Source organism: Bacteroides rodentium JCM 16496 (assembly GCF_000614125.1).
Taxonomy (GTDB): domain Bacteria; phylum Bacteroidota; class Bacteroidia; order Bacteroidales; family Bacteroidaceae; genus Bacteroides; species Bacteroides rodentium.
Map to the genome: position 1 here is coordinate 1 of NZ_BAKJ01000023.1, position 22907 is coordinate 22907.

Here is a 22907-nt window from a genome sequence, read left to right on the forward strand (position 1 = left end):
GACTTTAGGGACAAATTGATATTGGTGTTCCTTATAATATGAATGATTAATTTGTATCTTCATATAAATGGAAAAAAGTAATATATACATCGGAGAAATAATCAAGAACGTGATGCTTGAACAGCAGGTTACCAAGGCGGAACTTGCACGAAGACTGAAAGTTAAGCCTCAAAGTGTAGACTATATGCTTACGAGAAAAAGTATTGATACGGATACGTTGTATAATGTCTCACGTGCCTTGAACTACGATTTTGCTTTGTTGTATTCCATTCATAAGGAACAGATAAATTATGATACGTTAGAGCAGGAATACAGGCTCTCCACAGCGAAGGTGTTGGTGGAGCTTGAGCTGAAGCCTGAAGACATTGCGAAATTGAATCTCAAAAAGCGGATTGCTGATGTCTTGAAATAAACGCACTCTTGGACTGGTGCTATTGGTGTTTTCATTTTTTTCCATTTTTTCTTCCTGATTGTGTAACAAAATCCTTTCCCCCTACGTCTGAAGGGTATAAACAGAAATCTACTATTGATAAATAGCCCATGGACGCTGAAAGTTTTAAAAAAGAGTTTCTGCCATATCATCGCAAGCTGTACTGCATAGCTTACAGGCTATTGGAGAATGCTGCCGACGCTGAAGATTTGGTGCAGGAAGCTTATCTGAAGTTGTGGGACAAGCGGGAAGGACTGGCCATTATCAGTAATCCGGAAGCATTCAGCGTTACTCTGGTGAAAAATATGTGCTTTGATTTGCTTCGTTCGGGAAAGTATACTTTGAGCAGACAGAGTGTGGAGTTGGCCGAAGTACATAATGTGCCTCAAGCAGATAACTTTGAAGTGAGGGATGAAGCGCAGCAGGTAAGGCACATCATTGCCCATCTGCCGGTGCAACAGCAGAAGATAGTAACGTTGCGTGATGTCAAGGGATGTTCTTATGAAGAGATAGAGCAGGTCACGGGATTGAATGCTACCAATGTCCGTGTACTGTTGTCCCGGGCAAGAAAAAAGATACGTGAGGAATTTAATAAATGGAGTAACTATGAAAGTCGAGGAAATTGAAAGGCTGCTCGCCGAACTTTATGAAGGGAATACCAACGAGCAGGAAGAAGAGTTGTTGAAGGAAGCTTTCAGAACCGAAGAAGTGCCCGAGCACTTGCAGAAGGACAAGAAACTCTTTCTCAGCTTTTTTCCCGGGGAAGTGGTGGATAATGTTCCCGCCGGATTGGAGGATAAACTGAGCCGGATGATTGATGAAAAGGCTGAAGAAGAACAACGTTTTTTCCACCGGAACAAGGCCAAACGTAATTGGCGCTGGATAGGAGGTATTGCTGCCACCATTCTGGTTCTTGTAGGTGTAGGTTATGGCATTACGAACATGGGGGAGGATATGTGTCCTCCTACGCCTCAGGACACTTTCTCTGATCCGGAAGCTGCTTATAAGGCATTGCAGGCCACTTTAATCGAGGTGTCTGCGAATCTGAACAAGGGAATTGAACAGATAGAGGAAACGCGGATAGACGTAAAGAAGGTGAACCAGGAAGTAAGAAAAGAAATTCAACAATAATCTGATATGAAAACAATGAAAATGATTTTGGTAGGTGTACTGCTGATGTTGCCTTTGCTTTGCCAGGCACAGAAGAACCTATTCAACAAGTATGGAGATATGAAAGGCGTGTCGTCCGTCTACATATCCAAGGCAATGATAGAAACGAATCCCAACTTGTTTACTAAAGATGTTTATATTGGGAAAGTGTCCGGACAGTTGAACTCTGTGCAGGTACTTTCTACAATGGATAATAATGTAAAGAAAGAAATGCGTAAGGATCTTCGTTCTTTGGTGCAGTCTTCCAGATATGAATTGCTGATGAAGCAGAAAGGGACAGTCTCCAGTTCTGAATTCTACATGAGCCGTAAAGGGGAAAAGGTGAAGGAGCTGATAATGATTGTAGATGGTGCAGCCACTTTGAAATTTGTTTATCTGGAAGGTGATATGACTTTGAAGGATATACAGAATATCATGATGTATCAGAATACCAGCTGGAATGGGAACAATGTGAATATACAGCTTCCGGATATAAACTGGGCGGAGATAGAGAAGCTGAAGAACCGCGATTGGCTTGGAGAATTGAAGCATTCGCAAGAACTGGCATTGAAAGGGCTGGAAAATGTAGCTAAGCTGAAAGACAACAAGTATCTGAAAGAACAAATGGATGCCGATACATGGAAACGTTTTGAAAAAAGCATGGAGGCTTTGGAAGAACGTTTGGAAAAAATGGAGTAGGAAGCGGTAACCTTTTAGGGAAGAGGATGTGTCGAAACTGGTATTCACCACAGATTACACAGATTTGTACAGATAAGCATCTTTGATTATCAGTAGATTAAGTTCATTCTGTGTTAATCCGTGTAATCTGTGGTGAATTTTGACACCCTCTTTTTTGTTATTTGTCTTTTCTCAATTCTGCAAAGATAAGCCTTCCAGCTCTTCTGCCAGTTCCGGATTGTCAAGGATGACCTGCTTGGCGGCGTCGCGTCCCTGGGCAATTTTCGTCTCGTTATAGCTGAACCATGAACCGCTTTTCTTGATGATGCCAAGCTCTGCGCCCAAGTCAATGATTTCGCCTGCGCGGGAGATGCCTTCACCGAACATGATGTCGAATTCCGCTTTGCGGAAAGGAGGAGCTACCTTGTTCTTCACAACTTTCACTTTGGTCTGCTTGCCGATTACTTCATCGCCGTTCTTGATGGCTTGGCTTCCACGGATGTCAAGACGTACGGAGGCATAGAACTTCAGTGCATTACCGCCGGTAGTTGTTTCGGGATTGCCGAACATGACACCGATTTTTTCGCGCAACTGGTTGATGAAGATGCAAGTGGTGCGTGTTTTGCTGACAGCTGCCGTCAGTTTACGCAAGGCTTGTGACATGAGTCGGGCTTGCAGACCCACCTTGTTGTCACCCATATCGCCTTCAATTTCAGCTTTCGGGGTCAAGGCAGCCACAGAGTCCACTACAATGATGTCAATAGCGGAGGAACGGATCAGTTGCTCTGCGATTTCCAGCGCTTGTTCGCCATTGTCCGGCTGTGATATCAGCAGATTGTCCACATCCACACCCAGTTTTGCCGCATAGAAGCGGTCGAAGGCATGTTCTGCATCAATGAATGCGGCAATGCCTCCTGCCTTTTGCGCTTCAGCGATGGCATGAATGGCAAGGGTTGTCTTACCGGAAGATTCCGGGCCGTAAATCTCGATAATACGCCCGCGGGGATATCCTCCCACGCCAAGAGCCACATTGAGCCGATGGAACCTGTGGGAATAACTTCTACTTGTTCGACGCTTTCGTCGCCCATTTTCATGATAGAGCCTTTACCAAAGCTCTTTTCTATCTTGTCCATGGCAGCCTGCAAGGCTTTCAGCTTTTCGCCTGATGCCAGATTGCTGCCATTTTCAAAATTCAGTTCGTCTTTTTTTGCCACGTTGTTAATGTTTAATGATTATAAAATTTGTGCCGCATGGTCTTTGGTCTTCACTTCTTTCGGAGTGATGATGCGCTCTACAATACCTTCTTCATTAATGATGAAAGTTGTGCGGAACGTTCCCATATATTTGCGGCCATACATGCTTTTTTCGCCCCATACTCCGAATTGTTCTACCAGCTTCTTGTCGGTGTCTGCAATCAGGGTAAAAGGCAGATTGTTTTTCTCAATAAATTTCTGGTGTGACTTTTCGCTGTCCACACTGACGCCGATGACTTCATAACCGGCATTGCGCAGGTCGGCATAATTATCCCGCAGGTTGCAGGCTTGTGCCGTGCAGCCGGATGTCATGTCTTTGGGATAGAAGTAGAGTACAATCTTCTTTCCCTTATAGTCACTCAAGCGGATTTCTTCACCTTTTTCGTTGATACCCAATACTTCGGGTGCTTTATCTCCTATATTCACTTTGTTGATGATTAATGTTTAATTTCAAACTTCCAAGTCTCCGTCGATAATCTCATGCCAAGGCAGGCCTTGTTTGTTGAGCTGTTCCATGAACGGGTCCGGATTGAATTCCTCGACATTCCATACACCCGGCTTTTTCCACAATCCCTTGAGGAACATCATGGCGCCAATCATGGCGGGCACACCGGTGGTATAGCTTACGCCCTGCATGCCGGTTTCCTTGTAGGCCTCCTGGTGGCTACAGTTGTTATATACATAGTAGGTACGCTCTTTGCCATCCTTTAGTCCGCGGATGCGGCAGCCGATGGATGTTTCGCCTTCGTAGTTTTCGCCCAGGTCTTGCGGGTTGGGGAGGACGGCTTTCAGGAATTGCAGCGGAACAATCTTCATGCCGTTATATTCCACTTCGTCTATGCGGGCCATACCGATATTCTGGATGACACGCAGATGTGTGAGGTATTCCTGGCCAAACGTCATCCAGAAGCGTGCACGCTTGATGGTGGGGAAATTCTTCACCAGAGACTCCAGTTCTTCGTGATAAAGCAGGTAGGAGTCGCGTGGACCGATGTTCGGATAAGTCAGGTCTTTGTGGATTTCCAGCGGCTTGGTTGTCACCCATTCTCCGTTTTCATAATAGCGTCCGTTTTGTGTAATCTCACGGATGTTGATTTCCGGATTGAAGTTGGTGGCGAATGCTTTATGATGATTTCCGGCATTGCAGTCCACGATGTCCAGATATTGTATTTCGTCAAAATGATGTTTGGCGGCGTATGCAGTATAGATACCGCTCACTCCCGGGTCGAAACCGCAACCGAGGATGGCCGTCAGTCCGGCATCTTCGAAGCGTTTCTTATAGGCCCATTGCCAACTGTATTCAAAGTGGGCAACATCTTTCGGCTCATAATTGGCGGTATCCAGATAGTTGACTCCGCTTTGCAGACAAGCCTCCATGATGGTGAGGTCTTGGTAGGGGAGGGCTACGTTGATGACGATTTCGGGTTTGAAACTATTGAAGAGTGCTACCAGTTCGTCCACGCTGTCGGCATCTACCTGGGCGGTTTTGATGTTCGGGTTACCGATTGCCTTGACAATAGCGTCACATTTGGACTTGGTGCGGCTGGCTATCATGATTTCTGTAAACACATCAGGATTTTGAGCCACTTTGTGCGCAACAACGGTACCTACACCGCCTGCACCGATAATAAGAACTTTACCCATTTCTTTGTACTATATTATTATATTAGGTTTATAAAAAATACGGAGAGCAAATATAAGGGTTAATTCTTAGATAAACATTAAAATCCTGCTAAATACTTTGAGGTAAATGCTTCAAATATTAAACAAATTACTTGCATTTGGGTTATTTTCTATATATTTGCCCCTTGAATAAATTAACTTAAACAACGAATAACAATGAAAAAAGTATTTGTTTCCCTATGCATGGCAAGCGTGTTGATGGGCTTGTCTTCTTGTGCATCAACCAAAAATGCTGCAACTCTTTCTTCCATCAGCGGTGAGTGGAATATTATTGAAGTGAATGGTACTGCCGTAGTCCCTGCTCCGGGTCAGGAATTTCCCTATATCGGTTTTGACACAAAGACTGGAAAAGTATTTGGCAACAGTGGTTGCAACCGTATGATGGGTTCGTTTGACGTGAATGCCAAGCCCGGCACGATTGACCTTGGCGCTTTGGCAAGTACCCGTATGGCTTGTCCGGATATGACTGTAGAAAATAATGTGTTGTCGGCTTTGAACAAAGTGAAAAAGTATAAGAAGCTGGGAAAGGAAAATATAGCTTTATGCGGTGCTTCCAATCGTCCCATAGTCGTGTTGCAGAAGAAAGAGTCCGTTTCCAAGTTGTCTGATTTGGAAGGAAAGTGGATAATTAGTGAGGCTGTGGGCGAAGCCATTCCCGACGGAATGGAGAAGCAGCCGTTCATTGAATTTAATATTGTAGAAAAGCGCTTGCATGGTAATGCGGGTTGCAATTTGATTAACGGTGCTTTTCTGGTTGATGATGAAAATCCGTCGGCAATCTCTTTCCCGCAAGTTATCAGTACCATGATGGCATGCCCTGATATGGAGGTGGAAGACCGTGTGCTGAAAGCCTTGAATTCCGTTCAGTCTTTTGGCAAGCTGGCAGGCGGAGGCATCGGGCTGTACGATGCTGACAATAACCTGGTGATGGTGTTGGTGAAGAACTGACAGGATAGATTGAAATAATAAAAGGGGTGTGTCAAAATTCACCACAGATTACACAGATTTGCACAGATAAGCATCTTTGATTATCAGTAGATTAAGCTCATTCTGTGTTAATCCGTGTAATCTGTGGTGAATACCAATTTCGACACACCCTCTTTTTTGCATCTTGACATAAAATGGTCTTTTACTTTTTCTTTAATCCTGCGCGTATCCGGCTCAGGGATTGCGGAGTGATGTAGAGATAAGAAGCCAGATACTTGAGCGGTACATCCTGCAGCAGTTCCGGATTCTCTTCCATCAGCGTCATGTACCTTTCTTTTGCAGTGGGAGGGGTGCCGTAGGCTACTGTAGAACTGTCTACCGACAGAATTTCCCGTTCAAAGATTCTTCTGCCGAAGTTGGCCATATCTATGGAATACGAAAAAAGGGCTTCCAGCTCAGGCTTACTGATACAATAGGCGATGCTTTCGTTCACTGATTCGATGTTGATGGGGGAAACCTCGCCGTCCACATATCCCCACGATGAGAAAGCTGTGTCGCCCGGTGCGGCGAACCAAAGGGAGTTTTCCGTGCCGTCTGTCAGGTAGTAGCGCGCCAGATGCCTTTCTTCAAAAGATAGAAGTTGCTGTTCCTTTCCCCTTCGCTGATAATGAGTTCTCCCTTGCTGAAACGAACTTCTGCCATGTGTGACAGAAGTTCGTGCAAAGTGTTTTCCGGTAGTTTATACTTCTTGCAGAATTTCTTTATCATGGTTTCCATGTTGCAAAGATAGTGTAAACAGAAGACAGAACTTTTATGCTTGCATGAAAAAGTTCTGTTGGGATGTCGCTTATTTATCTATAGATAGGTATTTCTCTTCATGCTTTCCTTTCCCGGATATGTAAATCACAAGGATAAAGAGCGTTGTCAGTATTTCTGCAAGAGGAGTGGCAAGCCAGATTCCCCGGTCTCCCAATAGCAGGGGCAGTCCGAAAAAGCAGGCTGTCAGCAGGATAAAACCACGCAACAAAGTGATGGCTGTGGCATATTTGGCACGCTCCACACTCTGGAAATAGCCGATGGATACGATGTTGACGGCAAAAAACACGAAGCCAGTGGCATACAAGGGCAACCCTTTTACCGCTATGTCATAAGCCGGATAACTGCGGTCTATGAACATGCCGACAATTTCAGGACTGCAGAATATTGTGACCAGGGCAAAACATACACCGCAGCCTATGGCGGTTTTCAGCGCCAGCAAGTAGGCGCGGCGGACACGCAGGCTCTCGTTCAGGCCGTAGTTGTAGCTGATGATCGGCTGTGCCGATTGTGCAATGGCATTATATACCATAAATATGATAGGAAAGAAATAGCAGGCAATGCTGAATGCCGCCACTCCGTCTTCCTTCAGATAATGGATGAACACTTGGTTGCCGACAAACATCATGCAGGCAATAGCCGCCTCGCACAAGAAGGCAGACGAACCCAGGCAGCACATGTAGCCAATGTTGCGGCGCATCAGTTGCATGCTTTTCCGGCTCATCTTAATGGGGTGGAAGCGCAGTGCGCATCGGCGGCGCAGCAGATAGAACACTATCATCAATGCGCCTACCGTGGTGCCTATGGCACTTGCCAATGCGGCACCGAACATTCCCCAGTCAAAGGGGAAGATAAAGAGATAATCCAGCAGGATGTTCAGAACGGCAGCTACCACATTGCACATCATGCAAAGTTGGGTGAACCGTCCAGCCGCAAGAAAAACATACCCGAATTGAGCAATGCCGTGAACAGAGAGAAAGGCACAAACCAAAGCATGTATTCCACAGCCAATGGCGTGAGCCGTTCGGACCCTCCGAGCAGCTTTACCACCTGCGGGGCAAATGAACAGAATAGGGCGGAGGTGCACATCAGCAACAAGGAAGATATGGCTACCGACTGTGTGATATTGATGCGTGCCACCTTGACTTTCCCGTGTGACAGATGAATGGAGGCTACCACAGAGGCGCCGACACCGAACATAAGTCCCACACCCGTAGAAAACAACCATAGCGGTGCCACAATGTTGACCGCCGCCAAAGCATCACTGCCAATTCCTTTTCCGACAAAGATGCCGTCGGTGATAACGAATAGTGCGGAGAAAATCATCCCCAGTACAGTAGGGAGCAATAGTTTGCGGAACAATGTCTTGATGTCCGTGTTCTTGAAGTCGATACTGTCTCTAATCTTTTCCATACTCATCTTATTTATTTCTTTATATGTGAAAACCAATCATTTCCGTGCTGCGATTAAGCCCAATGTTAACTAATCCTTAATCGTTCCACCATGGTGGAACGATATTTCCCTCGTGGTGGAATGATATTTTCTCCACGGTGGAACAATATTTCCTCCATGGAGGAACGGTTAAAGGTATGCAAGGAAAATGATTAATGTTGTTCATGTTTTATTATCTCTGATTCGGGCGACAAAAGTAGAGCTTTTGAATGGAATGGAAATTAACAAATGGTAATTTCCGACAGAAAAAATGATTTTAATTCTGCCAAACTGACAGATAAACTGCCACAAGTATAAATCTGCGGCTGCTCTGAACAATTTGGCACAACGTTTGTCTTTTTATTGGCGTCTGCCACTGAGGTGGACGTCGAAACAGAATAATAACAAATAAAAAAATAACGATCATGGGAAAAATTATTGGTATTGACTTAGGAACAACAAACTCTTGCGTTGCAGTATTCGAAGGTAACGAACCTGTAGTAATTGCAAACAGTGAAGGTAAGCGCACCACTCCTTCAGTAGTAGCATTTGTTGATGGTGGTGAACGTAAAATTGGTGATCCTGCCAAGCGTCAGGCTATCACGAACCCCACCCGTACAGTGTTCTCCATCAAACGTTTCATGGGTGAAAACTGGGACCAGGTGCAGAAAGAAATCGGCCGCATGCCTTATAAAGTAGTAAAGGGTGACAACAATACTCCGCGTGTAGACATCGACGGACGTCTCTATACCCCGCAGGAAATCTCTGCAATGATTCTGCAGAAGATGAAAAAGACTGCCGAGGACTATCTGGGACAAGAAGTGACAGAAGCCGTAATTACCGTCCCCGCATATTTCTCCGACTCCCAACGTCAGGCAACAAAGGAAGCCGGACAGATTGCAGGTCTTGAAGTGAAGCGTATTGTGAACGAGCCGACTGCCGCAGCTCTTGCTTACGGTATTGACAAGTCTCACAAGGACATGAAGGTTGCCGTATTCGACCTTGGTGGTGGTACATTCGATATCTCTATCCTTGAATTCGGTGGCGGTGTGTTCGAAGTATTGTCAACCAACGGTGACACTCACCTGGGTGGTGACGACTTCGACCAGGTAATCATCGACTGGCTGGTTCAGGAGTTCAAGAACGACGAAGGTGCCGACCTGACTCAAGACCCGATGGCTATGCAACGTCTGAAGGAAGCTGCCGAGAAGGCTAAGATAGAGCTGTCCTCTTCTACAAGCACTGAAATCAACTTGCCGTACATCATGCCCGTAGGTGGTGTGCCCAAGCACTTGGTGAAGACGTTGACCCGTGCCAAGTTCGAGGCTTTGGCTCACAACTTGATTCAGGCTTGTTTGGAACCCTGTAAGAAGGCTATGAGCGATGCTGGTCTGAACAATGCGGACATCGATGAAGTAATCCTTGTAGGTGGTTCTTCACGTATCCCGGCTGTACAGAAGTTGGTAGAAGATTTCTTCGGTAAAGTTCCTTCCAAGGGTGTGAATCCGGATGAGGTAGTAGCCGTAGGTGCTGCCGTGCAAGGTGCCGTTTTGACGGACGAAATTAAGGGCGTTGTGTTGCTGGATGTTACTCCGCTGTCTATGGGTATCGAGACTATGGGTGGTGTGATGACGAAGCTGATTGATGCCAACACTACCATCCCCTGCAAGAAGAGCGAAACATTCTCTACTGCTGCCGACAACCAGACGGAGGTTACCATCCACGTATTGCAGGGTGAGCGTCCGATGGCTGCACAGAACAAGTCAATCGGCCAGTTCAACCTGACAGGTATTGCTCCGGCACGTCGCGGTATTCCTCAGATTGAGGTAACGTTCGATATCGACGCCAACGGTATCTTGAAGGTATCTGCCAAAGATAAGGCTACCGGTAAGGAACAAGCTATCCGTATCGAAGCTTCCAGCGGTTTGAGCAAGGACGAAATCGAAAAGATGAAAGCCGAAGCCGAAGCCAATGCCGAAGCCGACAAGAAAGAGCGTGAGAAAGTAGACAAGCTGAACCAAGCCGACTCTATGATTTTCCAAACCGAAAATCAGTTGAAGGAACTCGGCGACAAGCTCCCTGCCGACAAGAAGGCTCCGATTGAAGCTGCTTTGCAGAAGCTGAAAGATGCCCATAAGGCTCAGGACCTGGCTACCGTAGACTCTGCCATGGCCGAATTGAATACGGCATTCCAGGCTGCAAGTGCTGAAATGTATGCCCAGAGCGGTGCTCAGGGTGGTGCACAAGCTGGTCCTGATATGAATGCAGGGCAACAAGGCGGTGCTCAGGATAATACAAAGCATGGCGATAATGTGCAGGATGCTGATTTTGAGGAAGTGAAGTAAGTATCGGTAAATAACGATAACTAACGATAGTAAAATAGGGTGTAACTCAATTGGTTACGCCCTATTTTGTTTTTAGCACTTTCTGATTGATTTGCTTGTTTCTCGGATTTTTATTGTATATTTGTACCATATTTGTTCCGACACTTAGAAGTAGATAATGTGAAACTTATATAGTTGTCGGTGGTGATAGTGAATAACTTATGTTTCAAAGACAGATATGCCAGCAGCAAAGTTCGAGATAGTACGTAAATGCAAGATCTGCGGAGAACCGTTCAAAGCGAAGACCATTGAATCTTGGTATTGCTCTCCAAGATGTTCTAAAATTGCTTGGAAGAGAAACAAGGACGAGGAGCTAAGGATGCAGAAGTTGGATGAGGTTGTGAAGAAGATACCGAAGTCCAAAGACTATATCACCGTTCCTGAAGCCTATGCCTTGTTCGGGATTAGCAAAGAAACCCTATATCGCTTGATTCGTAAAGGTGTCATTTCAAGTGTAAACGTAGGCGAACGACAAACAAGAGTCAGCAAAGAAGAACTGCTGAAACTCTATCCTCTGCGGAAGAAAGCTCTGACAAAACCAAAGCCCGTTGCCAAACTATATAGCTTGGAACCGAAGGACTGTTATACCATCGGCGAAATATCCAAGAAATTCCATTTGGACGACAGCACGGTCTATCAGCATATCCGCAAATACTCTATCCCTACCCGGCAGATAGGTAACTTCGTTTATGTACCAAAGAAAGAAATTGACAATCTATATAAAGGAGCGAAGCAATGAAAAAAGCACTGGCCAATACGCGAGTTTCAGTAAAACTTCGCAAATCAGAATACCGTGAAGAATGGTATTTGTATGTAGAGGCTTATCCGGTTTTTCAAGCCGATAAGCCTACACCTCAGCGAGTGCGTGAATATTTAAACCGTACTATCACCACTCCCATTTGGGATAAGTCGCGGAACGCCCGAACTGACAAGGACGGCAAAACCACTTATAAGCCTAAACGTGATTTGAACGGTATTATTCAATGCAAGTCACAGTTAGACCAAGAATCGTGTATCTATGCCGACAAAGTGAGAAGTCTGCGGCAGAAGGAATATGATAATGCTTCTTTATATTCTGAAACAGATGCAGAACAAGCAGAACAGCTGGAACGTTCACGCTACAACTTTATTGAATACTTTGACCATGTGCAGCGCACCCGTCATGCGCACAGTTCTGATTCTATCATCGCCAACTGGAACCGTGTATATGAGCTGCTGAAGATTTTTTCAAAAGGCAATACCATTCCTTTTTTGCAGATAGATCTAAAGTTTGTAGAATCGTTCCGGCAATTTATATTGAACGCCCCACAAGGAGGCACAAAGAATGGTACTCTTTCTCAAAACACGGCATCCACTTATTTCTCCATATTCAAGGCAGCATTGAAGCAAGCTTTTATTGACGGCTATCTTACCGTTGATATTTCGGCAAAGGTCAAAGGCATTCAGGGGAAAGAGAGCCGCAGGGAATATCTGACGGTTGAGGAACTGAACCGTTTGGCTCAAACTCCATGTGACCCATTATTAAAACGAGCCTCGCTGTTTTCAGCCTTGACAGGACTTCGCCATTGCGACATACAAAAATTGAAGTGGTCAGAGGTTGAAGAATTTAATGGCGGTTACCGCTTGAACTTTACCCAACAAAAGACCAAAGGTGTTGAGTATATGCCCATATCCGAACAGGCATACCAACTTTGCGGCGAAAGGAAAGACGGTGAGAAACTTGTTTTTGCAGGACTTCCCGACCCGTCATGGATTAACCGTCCAATTAAGAAATGGGTTGCAGAAGCCGGAATAACGAAGCACATCACCTACCATTGCTTTAGGCACTCGTATGCAACCCTGCAACTCGCCGGAGGAACAGACATTTATACGGTCAGCAAAATGCTTGGTCATACGAATGTCCGTACAACTCAAATTTATGCCAAGGTCGTTGATGCCAAAAAGGAAGAGGCAACCAAGACGATTAAGCTGGATTTGCCAATGACCGAATAACCTCTTATATCATTTCATTTAAGTCATAAGCCATCTGCATCTTCATGTGGGTGGCTTTCTGTTTCTGTGCATTTTTATCTTCACAACCTTATGATTCAATGATGATTCGCTTATGCCGAGAGGCATAAGCGAAAAAATCTAATAATGGAATTTGTCATTATAGATGCTGATAATCAGTGCATATTGTTTATGATTCTTATGACCTGCTGATGTTTCTTTATGTGATATTTGTCACCCATAAATCAGTATTGGGATTTGCCATTACTTTGCGGCAAAATCAACTGATAATGATATGGAAGACAAGAACATTACATTTGAAGATTTGCCCAAGGCAATGTCATGGATGATGGACAAGTTGAATAAACTTGACTCCAAGATTGACGGTCTGAACAATATCCCGCAAATACGGCCTGCCGACCAGTGGATGAACCTGAAAGAACTGTGCGAATACCTGCCCAGCCATCCGGCGGAACAGACCGTTTACGGATGGACGAGCTGCCACCAGATTCCATTTCATAAGAGAGGCAAGCGCATCATGTTCCTCAAATCGGAGATTGACGCATGGCTTCATGACGGCAAACGGAAATCACAGAAGGAACTGGCGGAAGAAGCTGCACAATTCATTAATGCCAAACGAAACAGACCGTTCTAATGGATTCACTTGACTTGTGCAACAGCATCAGAATGGAGTTCGAGGGTATCGTAGAGAACAAGATACCTTTGGACGTGTTTCCTGCCAAGTTGCAGGACATGGTTCTGGCATTGGCACGGCAAGAGAACTATTCCATTGAGTACACAATGGCATCCCTTATTGCAGCAGCATCAACGGCCATCGGCAATGCGGTCAACATCCGCATCCGTGGCGGCTGGGTTAGCAGTCCAATTCTATACATGATATTGATCGGACGGCCAGGCATGGGTAAAACACCACCGCTTGACTTTGCTTTTCGCCCCATCCGAAAGCTTGATGCCAAAGTCATTAAGCAATTCAAGATAGATATGGAAAACTACAATTCCATACTAGAAAGTCAGAAGGGCAAGAAAGATGAAAGGCCGTCATTGCCGCCCAAGCCGATTTTGAAGCGAACAATCATTTCGGACTTTACCCCTGAGGCTCTTATTCGTGCACTTAACGATAATCCAAGAGGTGTGACCGTGTATGTGGATGAAATAATGGGAATGTTCAACGCCGTGAATCAATACAGCAAGGGGCAACTGATAGAACAGCTCTTGACGGCTTTTAGCGGTAAGCCTCTTGATGTGTCAAGATGCAGTATGCCGATACCTATTCACATTGAGCGACCTTTTATAAACATAGTCGGCACGATGCAGACTACCCGTGTGCATGAACTGGTCGATAAGGGGTACAAGGACAATGGCTTGCTGGATAGGATAATTTTCGTATATCCCTCGTCGCAGGAAATATCAGACTGGCCGATTGACGAAGATTTCACAGCTTCATCGTTTGAGAAGTATTCTGCCTTGTGGGAAGATGTAATCAACCGTATTTGCGAGATTTGTTTTATAACGGATGAGAATAACGACTACGCTTTACAGAACGTACTGAATTTTTCTCCAGAGGCTGGTACCTATTTTACCAACTGGCGCAATGGCCTAATTCATAAGGTAAACCAAATAAAGGATGACGGCTTGGTTGACAGTCGGATAATGAAAATACCCATGATTGCTGCACGGTTGGCTTTGGTATTTCAGATACTCCGATGGGCTTGTGGCGAAGTACACAAGGATTTCGTGGATATAGATTCCATTAAATCGGCCATCAGATTAAGTTCCTATTTTGAAGACTGTTATTCAAACATACAAAGATTCATGTTGATGGAGAGCATAGAACCGCAAAAGAAAGAATTGCTTGACAACGTACCAGCCTTGTTTTCTACCACCGAAGCCATCCAAGCAGGAAAAGAAGTCGGCCTGTCCGAAAGGTCTGTGATGTATATGTTGGTCAACCTTACAACGAGCAAGATTATCAGGAAAATCAAAAGAGGAGAATATGAGAAACTGCAATGAGCTACACGGTTTGCACCTTGCAGTATTTGCAGTTTGCAGTTCAGAAGACATGGGTAACCTGCAAAACTGCAACAACTGCAAACTGCACGAACTGCATTTATAAAAAAGGAGGAACTATGACTGAATACAGATTTACGCTCCAAAAATACAAGCGAGGCTCTAAGCTGACCTGTCCTAAATGCGGAAGGAAGCAATGCTTTGTCAAATATGTTGATACGGAAGGGCAGATTGCCTTTCCCGATTATGTAGGCAGATGTGACCATGAACATTCGTGCCAATACCATTACAAGCCATCGGATTATTTCAAGGATAATCCCGTTGCATTGGAAGAAAGGAAGTCGTGGAAGTCACAAGCAAAAGTTATGCAGCCCAAGCCAACAGATTACATTGATCGTGACATTATGCATCGCTCGCTTGCCAACTACGAACTGAATCCGTTATTCATCTTTCTTTCGGGTGTATTGGGTGAGAAAGAAACATCCCGGCTGTTCAAATTATACTGTGTCGGGACATCCAAGAAATGGGGAGGCTCCACGGTGTTCTGGCAGATTGACCGACAAGGAAAAGTACGAGCAGGAAAGATAATGTTGTATAATCCGACAACAGGACATCGGGTAAAAGAACCGAGAAGCTATGTGAGTTGGGTGCATACGGAATTGGAACTTGAACACTTTAACATGAAGCAATGCTTGTTTGGCGAACATCTTTTAGCTGGTTATCCAACAAAAGCTGTAGCCATTGTGGAGAGTGAGAAATCCGCTTTAGTGGCCAGCCACTTCATGCCTGATTTTGTATGGTTGGCAACTGGAGGAATACACGGCTGTTTCAAGGCTGACACCGTTGGCGTATTAAAGAACCATGCCGTAATTCTTTGTCCTGATTTGGGAGCGAAAATGGTTTGGCAGGAGAAAGTGCAGTTGCTTTCTTCCGTTTGCTCTAAGGTGGTTTTCAGTGAAAAACTGGAGCAGTGCGCTACAAACGAACAAAGGGAAAAAGGATTAGATATAGCTGACTTTCTGCTGATGGCGGACACTCCCATGATGACGCTTCAAAAAATGATAAAGCGATGTCCGAGTTTGCAAACGCTCATTGACCAATTTCAGTTAGAGTTAGTTGAACAATAAATAGAAATGAAAATGAAGAAAGACGTTTATTATTGCATAGTGCTTTCCGACAGCAGCTTGATTTTCTGGCAGGAAGCAAGTACGGCATCGACCGCATGAAGGTATTGAAATGCCTCATTGACGCTGTGGTCATTAAGGAAACGAAGTACGAAAAGAAAGGCTTTGCCGTTACATTGCATATCGGGCAAGCCGCCCTTTCGGAAGTTGAATTGGCTACCCGTTTAGGCTATGACAAGAAGACTGTTTCGAGGTTACTTGACAAAATGGCCGAGTTGGGGATTGTCACATCCGAACAGACCAACCGCACAAGCATACACACCGTGCATTGTGTGTCGGCATGGTATACGGACAATCAAAAGATACTCAATCCGTATTACGTGAGCGTGAAAGAGCGGCACCATTGTGTCGGAGAGATTGGCGACAATGGTATAGATAAAGATGGTATCTCTGCCAATACGCCAAATGATGGAATTGGAAAGTCGGATACCTCCGCCTGTTGTAACAGTGAACAGCCGTCTCTATCCCTTATTTTGGGCAATAATGTTCATGACGGAAACGGAGCGTAAAACCTAATGAAACCGAGACCGTTGCAAAATGCCGTGTATTGGCTTTCAAAAGATGGCTTTTTACAATGCGAAACACGGCCTTTCACGCTGCATTTTGTGACCTTTTGGAAAAGCGTTGGTTTATGGCGGAATTGGGACTTGTTCTTATGAAGCGGTTGGAAGCACTTTTTTGAGGAATGAATGTAGCGGAGTACGTTTGTTTTAGACGTTTATAAAGACTTCGGACAAACTGCCCGCTCTGTGAGTCATGATATATCCAAAGTTCGTGTCAGGACTGTTACAAGAATTGCCTATGTCGCACAAAAACGCTCCGCGCTTCCATGCCACATAAGCCGTTACAGCCGCTCGCAAGCTCGCACCGGGCTGACCAGTTTTATTTATTTTATCGTATCACCTTATTACAAATCATTAGATATGACAACAACGGAAGAAAACAAGGACGAAAAGAAAAAGGATATAAAGCGCACAAAGCGGTTGGAGGCCAGAGTGACCGAAAAAGAATACGCAAAAGCCGTGGAACTTGCCGAGACCTGCGGTTTGACTTTGAGCGACTATATTCGAAAATGTGCTTTGGGGCAGCATCCGAGGCGGCGGCTTACCGACAAGGAGGTGGAAGCCCTTTGCAGTCTCTCTGATGCACGGGGCGCACTAATGCGAATAGCGGCAGCCGTCAAGTCCATACAGGGCAGCCATCGGGCGCAATACTTCGCAGACACCCGTTTCGTGGAGCAGTGGATGCGTGCAGCCATTCCCCTTATGGCCCGTTGGAATGAAATTCAGGAATACATCACCCAATAAATTCCCAACCAAATGATAGCAAAAGCGGCCACCATCAGCCACGGCGGAAACGCCGTCCGCTATTCGGTCAACAAGGACAAGGCCGAGATCGTGAAAGTGAACTTTCTGCCCGATGACATATCGGCTGAAGCCATGTACCAACGTATGGTACTCAAGCAAAAAGAATTTGCCAATACAATCAACAAAGGCAGACCGCTCAAACGGAATGTGATAAGAATGGAAATATCCCCAACTAAGGAAGAATCCTCAGGCTGGACGCTGGACGATTGGGTCAGATTGGCAAACGAGTACATCCAAGTATTCGATTCCATTGACCTCTCGAAAAAGACTAAACGTACCAGTGCGAAATCCACCAACGTAAAGAACAGCCAGTATGTAGTTGCTCTCCATCATGATGCAAAGAGTGGCATACCTCATCTGCACATAGATGTGAACCGTGTGGACATGGATGGAAAAGTCAACGATGACCACTTAATAGCGGAACGGGCAATGTCGGCTGCGTACATTATCAATGAACGGCGGGGATGGGTACAGCCGGAGGATATTTACGAGAAACGCAGGCTGGAGATTGCTGGCACTTGCATGGACGTGCTTCGCTCCTTGCCGAATTTCAGTTGGTCAGGCTATGAGGCCGGACTAAAAGCACACGGCTACGGCATACACTTGCAAGAGGATGACAAGGGGAATGTACGAGGCTATTCTATTCTGTCGGGCAACTCCAGTTATAAATCCTCCATTCTCGGTAAAGGCCGACATCTCATGCCTTCAAAGATAGAAGCGACATGGGCAAGGCTTCATGAAGAGCGGAAATCTTCGCTAATCCCAAATACCGAACAGAAAATACGGCCAGCTACCGTTTCGACTGAAATGCCACAGACAAACCGTCCGGCTCTAGTTATTAAGCACTACGACATTTCCACGGATGAATATCACCATTACCATGTGGCCATACCGGAAGAAGCGGACGAAATCATCTGCAAGGAATGTTCCGTGCCGGATGACAATCCCTTAGCAACTATAGAAGATGTACAGAAAACCGCCTTGCTCCTTTTTGCTGAATACCTTGACGGTGCAACGAGCATGGCTGCATCCAGTGGCGGCGGAGGTTCTGACATGAGCGGTTGGGGAAAGGATAAAGATGAGGATGAACGCGAATGGGCAAGGCGATGCGCTCAAATGGCTAATCATCTTTGCAAGCGCAGGAGGGGTTTACACAGATAATTGTTTCACTCAAAATCAATGAATATGGGAATAGGAAAAGGGAAATCTGACAAGATAGACATTGACGGCCTTATAGAAGGTGTAGGCAATGAAAACAAAGTAGCCCAAGAAGAAAGTAAACTTGAACAGAAAATTAAAGAACTAAAGGATGTACGTTTAGAATTGGAAGCCGCTACCCGCAAAATGGAAGAAGTTACTTTTGCGCTCAAAACAGCTACGGATAGTGCCGACAACATTATTTCAGGCATTTGCCGTGCTATTGTCAAAGCGGAACAAAATATAGTTTTCCGTGCCAAAATCAGCACAGATGAGTTGGCAAAAGTGCATCAATGCACAGTCCGACATATTAAGGCCGAAGAAGATCTATTGGAAAGGCATAGTGACAAAATGGCCAAACACCTCCAGAACAATGAAGGCGTTTGGCTTTCCACCTCTTGGCTTATATTTACTTTGGTCGTACTGGCGATTAGTTATCTTGCCGTAATTTTATGGGCTATATATAAAAGATGAGTTACACACTTTTACTTGCCCAATGATTTGAACATCTTGGTAATGCAACGCTTCTTCTGCTCCATGTTAGGATGAACGTAAAGGTTGAGCGTGGTTGAAATGTTGGAATGACCTAACAATACGCTGACAGTTTTATAGTCGCATCCGGCTTCAATGCAACGGGTGGCAAAGCTATGGCGCAGGCCGTGATATTTCAATTTAGGGATGTCGAGTTTCGCCATCAAACTGTTGTAGTAGTTGCGGTATGTGCATGGTTCTGTTGGATGCTCGTCGTTACCAATCAACACGCCATCAAACATGGCATTGAAGTCGATAGTGTTGTTGACATAGAATGTATCGTACTCTCCGCATCCTATCTTGAAGTTGAATGATACACCCTGGCACTTTACACCCTTTCCTTGTACTGAGTGTATGTCCATGGTCTTGCCGTCTATTACACTTGACTCGTCGATCAATGAAAGTACCGACTTGTTGAGTATGCAATGTACGGAACCGCTATCAACCATCATAGCACCCACGTACACATTTCCATCCTTTCCCTTGAATGCAGCTTTCACAATAGGGAACCCCACTTGCTCTATGTCTCTCAGTTTTGCAGTTCTTGTTCTTCATCTTTTTCTGGTTTTGTTTGTTTGGAAGAGCCACCTGCTTTATGCTGCAGGCTGTTCTTCGTTGAATTCTTGCTTTTTGATTCTGCGAATCAAGTAAGCGATAGCCTTTGGTGCCTTCTCTCGGCAGACCTTCAGCTGAGCAAGGAACTCCTCCTCGGTAGCGTCTGAGTTGAAGAGGTCCACCAACTCGCAGTTGTTGTCCGACTGCTTGTCAAGCTTTAGGTTGTGGCATTGCATCAAAGTGCGAAGGGCAAGGATGCCAAGGTCGTACTTTGGACGTGCCTCTACCAGTTTGCGCATCAAGTCAAGTCCTGGATCGCCAATGTGCATCTCGTTGAGCATGGCAATCATGAAGAGCACCTTTGCGTCTGGTGTTGCCATCTCGAACACGTTCGCAAGCTGGCAGTTGGTCTCGTCAGCTTCTGTGTAGCGTTCGAGTTTTGCCAAGCACGCGACTTGATGTACATGGCTTCTGCACATTGGTGTGTTGCCAGTACCTCGTTAGCGTACGCCAATGCTTCCTCGTACTTCTCTGCATAGAGGCAGAGCAACGAAGCAAGGAATTTCGGTGCCCAATGGCTTGCCTTTGTCAGACACTCTGGTACCGACTCTATCGAACCATAGAGATGCTCGTCGCACACGAGTATGTCAAGGAAGCGTTTTGCTTGCTGCATGGCTTCTTTGATGTCGCCGTTCTCAGCCTTCTTCGCTACGAGGAGCAGGTACTGACGTGCCGCTTCGTCGTAGTCGTTGTGCTGGAGTGCGCCATAGACAGCTTTTCCGCTCTCTATCTCGTTGCCAATCTGTTGCTCGTTGTTGTACTCGCTTGCGTAAGTCAGCACCTCACGACTCGTATGAGCATACTGAGGTATGACGTTCTTCGAGAGGTACAGACCTTCAAGGCTGCGAACACGGCTCAGAGCTACGTAGAGCTGTCCTGCTGCGAACATGCCACGGCTGAGGTCGAGCGAGAGTTTGTCGAAGGTCATGCCCTGACTCTTGTGGACGGTGATTGCCCATGCAAGTTTCAGAGGGTACTGGGTGAATGTACCAATGAGTTCCTTCTTCATCTTGCGCTCCTCCTTGTTGTAGTCGTAGCTGTACGACTCCCATGAACAGCATGGCACAATGTATGTCTCGCCGTTGTTGAGCGTCACGCTGATTTCGTCCTTAGTGAGTTTGCTCACCTTGCCGAGAGTGCCGTTTGCCCATCGTTTTTGCTGGTCGTTGCGAGTGAACATCACCTGAGCACCAACCTTGAGGCGAAGCTTCATGTCCACCGGGAACTTCTTTTCCTCGAACTTGCCGTCAATGGTTCCTTCATAGACGAACTCCTCCGACTCAATCTCCTCTAGTCGCTGAAGGTTGATCTTGTCTGCCGTCTTATTGATGGAAGCCAGCGTGATGACAGCACCATCTTCTGCGGTCGGAATGTGAACGCGATCGTTGAGGTGCATGATGTTCTCTGGTGTTACCTTGTTCAGGCGCACGTTCTCCAAAATGTGCAGGAAGTGTTCGTCATCCTGACGGTACACCTTGCGGAACTCAATCTTCACGAGTCGCATGCGCTTGATGGCGTCTGATTTGTAGAAGAAGAAGTCATCCGTTTGGTACAGATCCTTCAGCATATCCTTCTCAGGACCTTGCTTCACCACCGGTGGCAACTGGAACATGTCGCCTACGAAGATTATCTGCTTGCCGCCGAAAGGCATGTTGTTGCGCAGAGCCTTACGCATGGTGTAGTCGATGGCATCCATGATGTCGCATCTTACCATCGACACTTCATCGATGATGATCGTGTCTGCATGTAAAAGCGTCAGAATCTTTGCCTCGTTCATCTTGCCGCATGTTCCTGGCGTACACACCTCCATTGGCAAGCCAAAGAAGGAGTGTATTGTGTCGCCACCGGCGAGGATGGCAGCCACACCTGTTGGGGCAAGGGTGATGAACTGCTTTCCAACCAACTTCTGTACGTTGTGAAGAAAGGTTGTCTTACCTGTTCCAGCACGACCTGTGAGGAAGAAACTGGAGTTTGTGTTGGCAACAAGCTCGTATGCAAGCTGCTGTTCGTGGTTGTGTGGGTCTATCTGTGTGTTCTGCATGTCCTACTTCTGTTCGATTTGTGGGAGGATTTGGGTGAGACGTGTGTTGTAGTCGCTGTCGAGGAAACTCTTGTAGCATCCATCGATGATGCCTTTCGCCTTCTCTTCGAGTTCTTCCTGTGGCATGCAGCTTCTCTGGGCTTTGAGTACTCCTTCAAAGAAGTTGCGCACCATGATTTCTAATTCCTTTCGGATGAACTCCTCGTTGCGATGCACCTTGTCGTAGTCTCTCTTCTGAACAAGTTCAAGGCGTGTACCGTTGAAGGCGTAAACCTCGATGCCGTCGATGTAGGTCCAGTTGTGGTAGAGTCCCACCTTCTCGACAACTACGATGCGGTCGCAGAACCTCACGCCCTTGTAGTAGCGGTTTCCGCTTGCGCTCTCGTACTCTTCGCAGAGGAACATCTTCTGTCCTTCGTCCCATACAGGAATATGAACTCGTTGGTTTCCGAATGTCGGCAGGATGCTGTCGAACAGATCTTTGTTGATCGCTTTTGTTAAGCTTGCCATGTCGTTTTGTTTTTCTTGGTTTGTGATTTTTGTTTGTTCTCTCTTTGATTGGGCATGATGGTTAGCCCAAGCACTTCTGATGAGTTGCCTCTATCATGCTTCGCGAGAAGTCAAGGAGCTGACTCTCTGCCACCATGCTGCCCATTGTCTTGGCTTGTCCCTTCAGGAAGTCCTTCAGCATGAGGATGCTCTCTTCCTTGGCGCTTCGTTCGTTGAAACATCGCCAGTTGCATCCGCCCCAGAACTTCTGGGCAATGATGTTTGCCTTCTGTCCGTTCCATGCAAACAGCGTGATGCCGTTGAGGAAGGTGTGGGCGTAACCTTGTCCGATGTGGTAGTAAACTGCCAATCGGTCAGAGAGGCGGATTGCTCGGTAGTAGGTGTTGCCAGCTGCGCTGGTGTAACCGAGGGTGAGGTACACGTTCTTCTCTGCGTTGTAGGTGAGAGAACTACCCGAGAGGCTGGGAGTGCCTTTGCGGCAATGAGTGCGAGTGATGTGTTCATCGTACATCTGGTTTTTGTTTAGCGGAATAGGCCGCCACCTCTGTTGTTTGTAATAATAAAATAATGTATAAACAAAACCAACTCTCTCGGAATTGTGATGCAAAGTTACTATGTTAGTATAGGGCATGCAAGCTTTTTTACATGAGTATTGGTTCCTTCCGTTTTGGAACCAATCACACTCATTTTTGAA

The 22907-nt window shown here is 45.9% G+C and carries 19 protein-coding genes and 5 pseudogenes; 15 read left to right on the forward strand and 9 right to left on the reverse strand.

What is annotated here, in order from left to right; all coding sequences use genetic code 11:
• Nucleotides 1-67: 67 nt before the first annotated feature.
• From JCM16496_RS11400 to JCM16496_RS11415, 4 genes are all read left to right on the forward strand, one after another.
• The gene (locus JCM16496_RS11400) at nucleotides 68-412 is read left to right on the forward strand and encodes a helix-turn-helix domain-containing protein (RefSeq protein ID WP_005831772.1); all 345 of its coding nucleotides are present in this window, start codon (nucleotides 68-70) and stop codon (nucleotides 410-412) included.
• A gap of 128 nt (nucleotides 413-540) precedes the next feature.
• Complete coding sequence (locus JCM16496_RS11405; protein ID WP_025834405.1) at nucleotides 541-1056, forward strand: GFO_1088 family ECF-type sigma factor; 516 nt, start codon at nucleotides 541-543, stop codon at nucleotides 1054-1056.
• A complete protein-coding gene (locus tag JCM16496_RS11410; protein ID WP_025834407.1) occupies nucleotides 1037-1561 on the forward strand; it encodes a PG0215 family putative anti-sigma factor in 525 nt (174 codons plus the stop codon). Before JCM16496_RS11405 ends, JCM16496_RS11410 begins: the two co-directional genes overlap by 20 nt.
• Before the next feature lie 6 nt (nucleotides 1562-1567).
• The gene (locus JCM16496_RS11415; RefSeq protein WP_025834409.1) at nucleotides 1568-2278 is read left to right on the forward strand and encodes a DUF4252 domain-containing protein; all 711 of its coding nucleotides are present in this window, start codon (nucleotides 1568-1570) and stop codon (nucleotides 2276-2278) included.
• A 171-nt stretch (nucleotides 2279-2449) separates the two neighbouring features.
• On the opposite strand, the pseudogene recA reads toward JCM16496_RS11415, so the two are convergent.
• The 3 genes and pseudogenes from recA to JCM16496_RS11430 form a co-directional block, all read right to left on the reverse strand.
• Nucleotides 2450-3390: pseudogene (gene recA / locus JCM16496_RS11420) on the reverse strand (recombinase RecA).
• 99 nt (nucleotides 3391-3489) lie between these two features.
• Nucleotides 3490-3936: a thioredoxin-dependent thiol peroxidase gene (gene bcp / locus JCM16496_RS11425; RefSeq protein ID WP_025834411.1), complete on the reverse strand. Its 447-nt coding sequence runs from the start codon at nucleotides 3934-3936 to the stop codon at nucleotides 3490-3492.
• Between the two features lie 24 nt (nucleotides 3937-3960).
• Nucleotides 3961-5154 carry a saccharopine dehydrogenase family protein gene (locus tag JCM16496_RS11430; RefSeq protein ID WP_025834413.1) on the reverse strand — a complete coding sequence of 398 codons (1194 nt, stop codon included), beginning with the start codon at nucleotides 5152-5154 and terminating at the stop codon, nucleotides 3961-3963.
• Nucleotides 5155-5349: 195 nt separating this feature from the next.
• On the opposite strand from JCM16496_RS11430, the gene JCM16496_RS11435 reads away from it, so the two are divergent.
• Nucleotides 5350-6141 (forward strand): META domain-containing protein, encoded by a 792-nt coding sequence (locus JCM16496_RS11435; RefSeq protein ID WP_025834415.1) that lies wholly within the window; start codon nucleotides 5350-5352, stop codon nucleotides 6139-6141.
• Between the two features lie 181 nt (nucleotides 6142-6322).
• On the opposite strand, the pseudogene JCM16496_RS11440 reads toward JCM16496_RS11435, so the two are convergent.
• Both JCM16496_RS11440 and JCM16496_RS11445 read right to left on the reverse strand, forming a co-directional pair.
• Nucleotides 6323-6897, reverse strand: a pseudogene (locus JCM16496_RS11440) (Crp/Fnr family transcriptional regulator).
• Between the two features lie 70 nt (nucleotides 6898-6967).
• A pseudogene (locus tag JCM16496_RS11445) lies at nucleotides 6968-8349 on the reverse strand (MATE family efflux transporter).
• 443 nt (nucleotides 8350-8792) lie between these two features.
• On the opposite strand from JCM16496_RS11445, the gene dnaK reads away from it, so the two are divergent.
• From dnaK to JCM16496_RS11500, 10 genes and pseudogenes are all read left to right on the forward strand, one after another.
• Entirely contained in the window at nucleotides 8793-10712 is a 1920-nt protein-coding gene (gene dnaK, locus JCM16496_RS11450; RefSeq protein ID WP_025834417.1) for a molecular chaperone DnaK, read from the forward strand.
• A gap of 217 nt (nucleotides 10713-10929) precedes the next feature.
• A complete protein-coding gene (locus tag JCM16496_RS11455) occupies nucleotides 10930-11490 on the forward strand; it encodes a helix-turn-helix domain-containing protein (protein ID WP_008154652.1) in 561 nt (186 codons plus the stop codon).
• Complete coding sequence (locus JCM16496_RS11460) at nucleotides 11487-12743, forward strand: site-specific integrase (RefSeq protein WP_008154650.1); 1257 nt, start codon at nucleotides 11487-11489, stop codon at nucleotides 12741-12743. The genes JCM16496_RS11455 and JCM16496_RS11460 overlap by 4 nt, the downstream gene beginning before the upstream one ends.
• A gap of 292 nt (nucleotides 12744-13035) precedes the next feature.
• A complete protein-coding gene (locus JCM16496_RS11465; RefSeq protein WP_005864702.1) occupies nucleotides 13036-13395 on the forward strand; it encodes a helix-turn-helix domain-containing protein in 360 nt (119 codons plus the stop codon).
• Nucleotides 13395-14771: a DUF3987 domain-containing protein gene (locus JCM16496_RS11470; RefSeq protein ID WP_008154646.1), complete on the forward strand. Its 1377-nt coding sequence runs from the start codon at nucleotides 13395-13397 to the stop codon at nucleotides 14769-14771. The genes JCM16496_RS11465 and JCM16496_RS11470 overlap by 1 nt, the downstream gene beginning before the upstream one ends.
• Before the next feature lie 116 nt (nucleotides 14772-14887).
• Complete coding sequence (locus tag JCM16496_RS11475) at nucleotides 14888-15895, forward strand: DUF6371 domain-containing protein (RefSeq protein ID WP_008154644.1); 1008 nt, start codon at nucleotides 14888-14890, stop codon at nucleotides 15893-15895.
• Between the two features lie 12 nt (nucleotides 15896-15907).
• A pseudogene (locus tag JCM16496_RS11480) lies at nucleotides 15908-16461 on the forward strand (MarR family transcriptional regulator).
• 414 nt (nucleotides 16462-16875) lie between these two features.
• Nucleotides 16876-17259 (forward strand): plasmid mobilization protein, encoded by a 384-nt coding sequence (locus JCM16496_RS11490; protein ID WP_008154640.1) that lies wholly within the window; start codon nucleotides 16876-16878, stop codon nucleotides 17257-17259.
• Nucleotides 17260-17271: 12 nt separating this feature from the next.
• The gene (locus JCM16496_RS11495; protein WP_008154639.1) at nucleotides 17272-18480 is read left to right on the forward strand and encodes a relaxase/mobilization nuclease domain-containing protein; all 1209 of its coding nucleotides are present in this window, start codon (nucleotides 17272-17274) and stop codon (nucleotides 18478-18480) included.
• Nucleotides 18481-18498: 18 nt separating this feature from the next.
• Nucleotides 18499-18990, forward strand: coding sequence for a hypothetical protein (locus JCM16496_RS11500; RefSeq protein ID WP_008154637.1), 492 nt, complete (start codon nucleotides 18499-18501; stop codon nucleotides 18988-18990).
• 11 nt (nucleotides 18991-19001) lie between these two features.
• Here the strand turns inward: JCM16496_RS11500 and JCM16496_RS11505 are convergent, their stop codons facing one another.
• From JCM16496_RS11505 to JCM16496_RS11520, 4 genes and pseudogenes are all read right to left on the reverse strand, one after another.
• Nucleotides 19002-19499, reverse strand: coding sequence for a tyrosine-type recombinase/integrase (locus tag JCM16496_RS11505; protein WP_500778596.1), 498 nt, complete (start codon nucleotides 19497-19499; stop codon nucleotides 19002-19004).
• 141 nt (nucleotides 19500-19640) lie between these two features.
• Nucleotides 19641-21703, reverse strand: a pseudogene (locus tag JCM16496_RS11510) (AAA family ATPase).
• Between the two features lie 3 nt (nucleotides 21704-21706).
• Nucleotides 21707-22213: a hypothetical protein gene (locus tag JCM16496_RS11515; RefSeq protein WP_008154633.1), complete on the reverse strand. Its 507-nt coding sequence runs from the start codon at nucleotides 22211-22213 to the stop codon at nucleotides 21707-21709.
• Nucleotides 22214-22274: 61 nt separating this feature from the next.
• Entirely contained in the window at nucleotides 22275-22724 is a 450-nt protein-coding gene (locus JCM16496_RS11520) for a hypothetical protein (protein WP_244440339.1), read from the reverse strand.
• Nucleotides 22725-22907 lie beyond the last annotated feature (183 nt).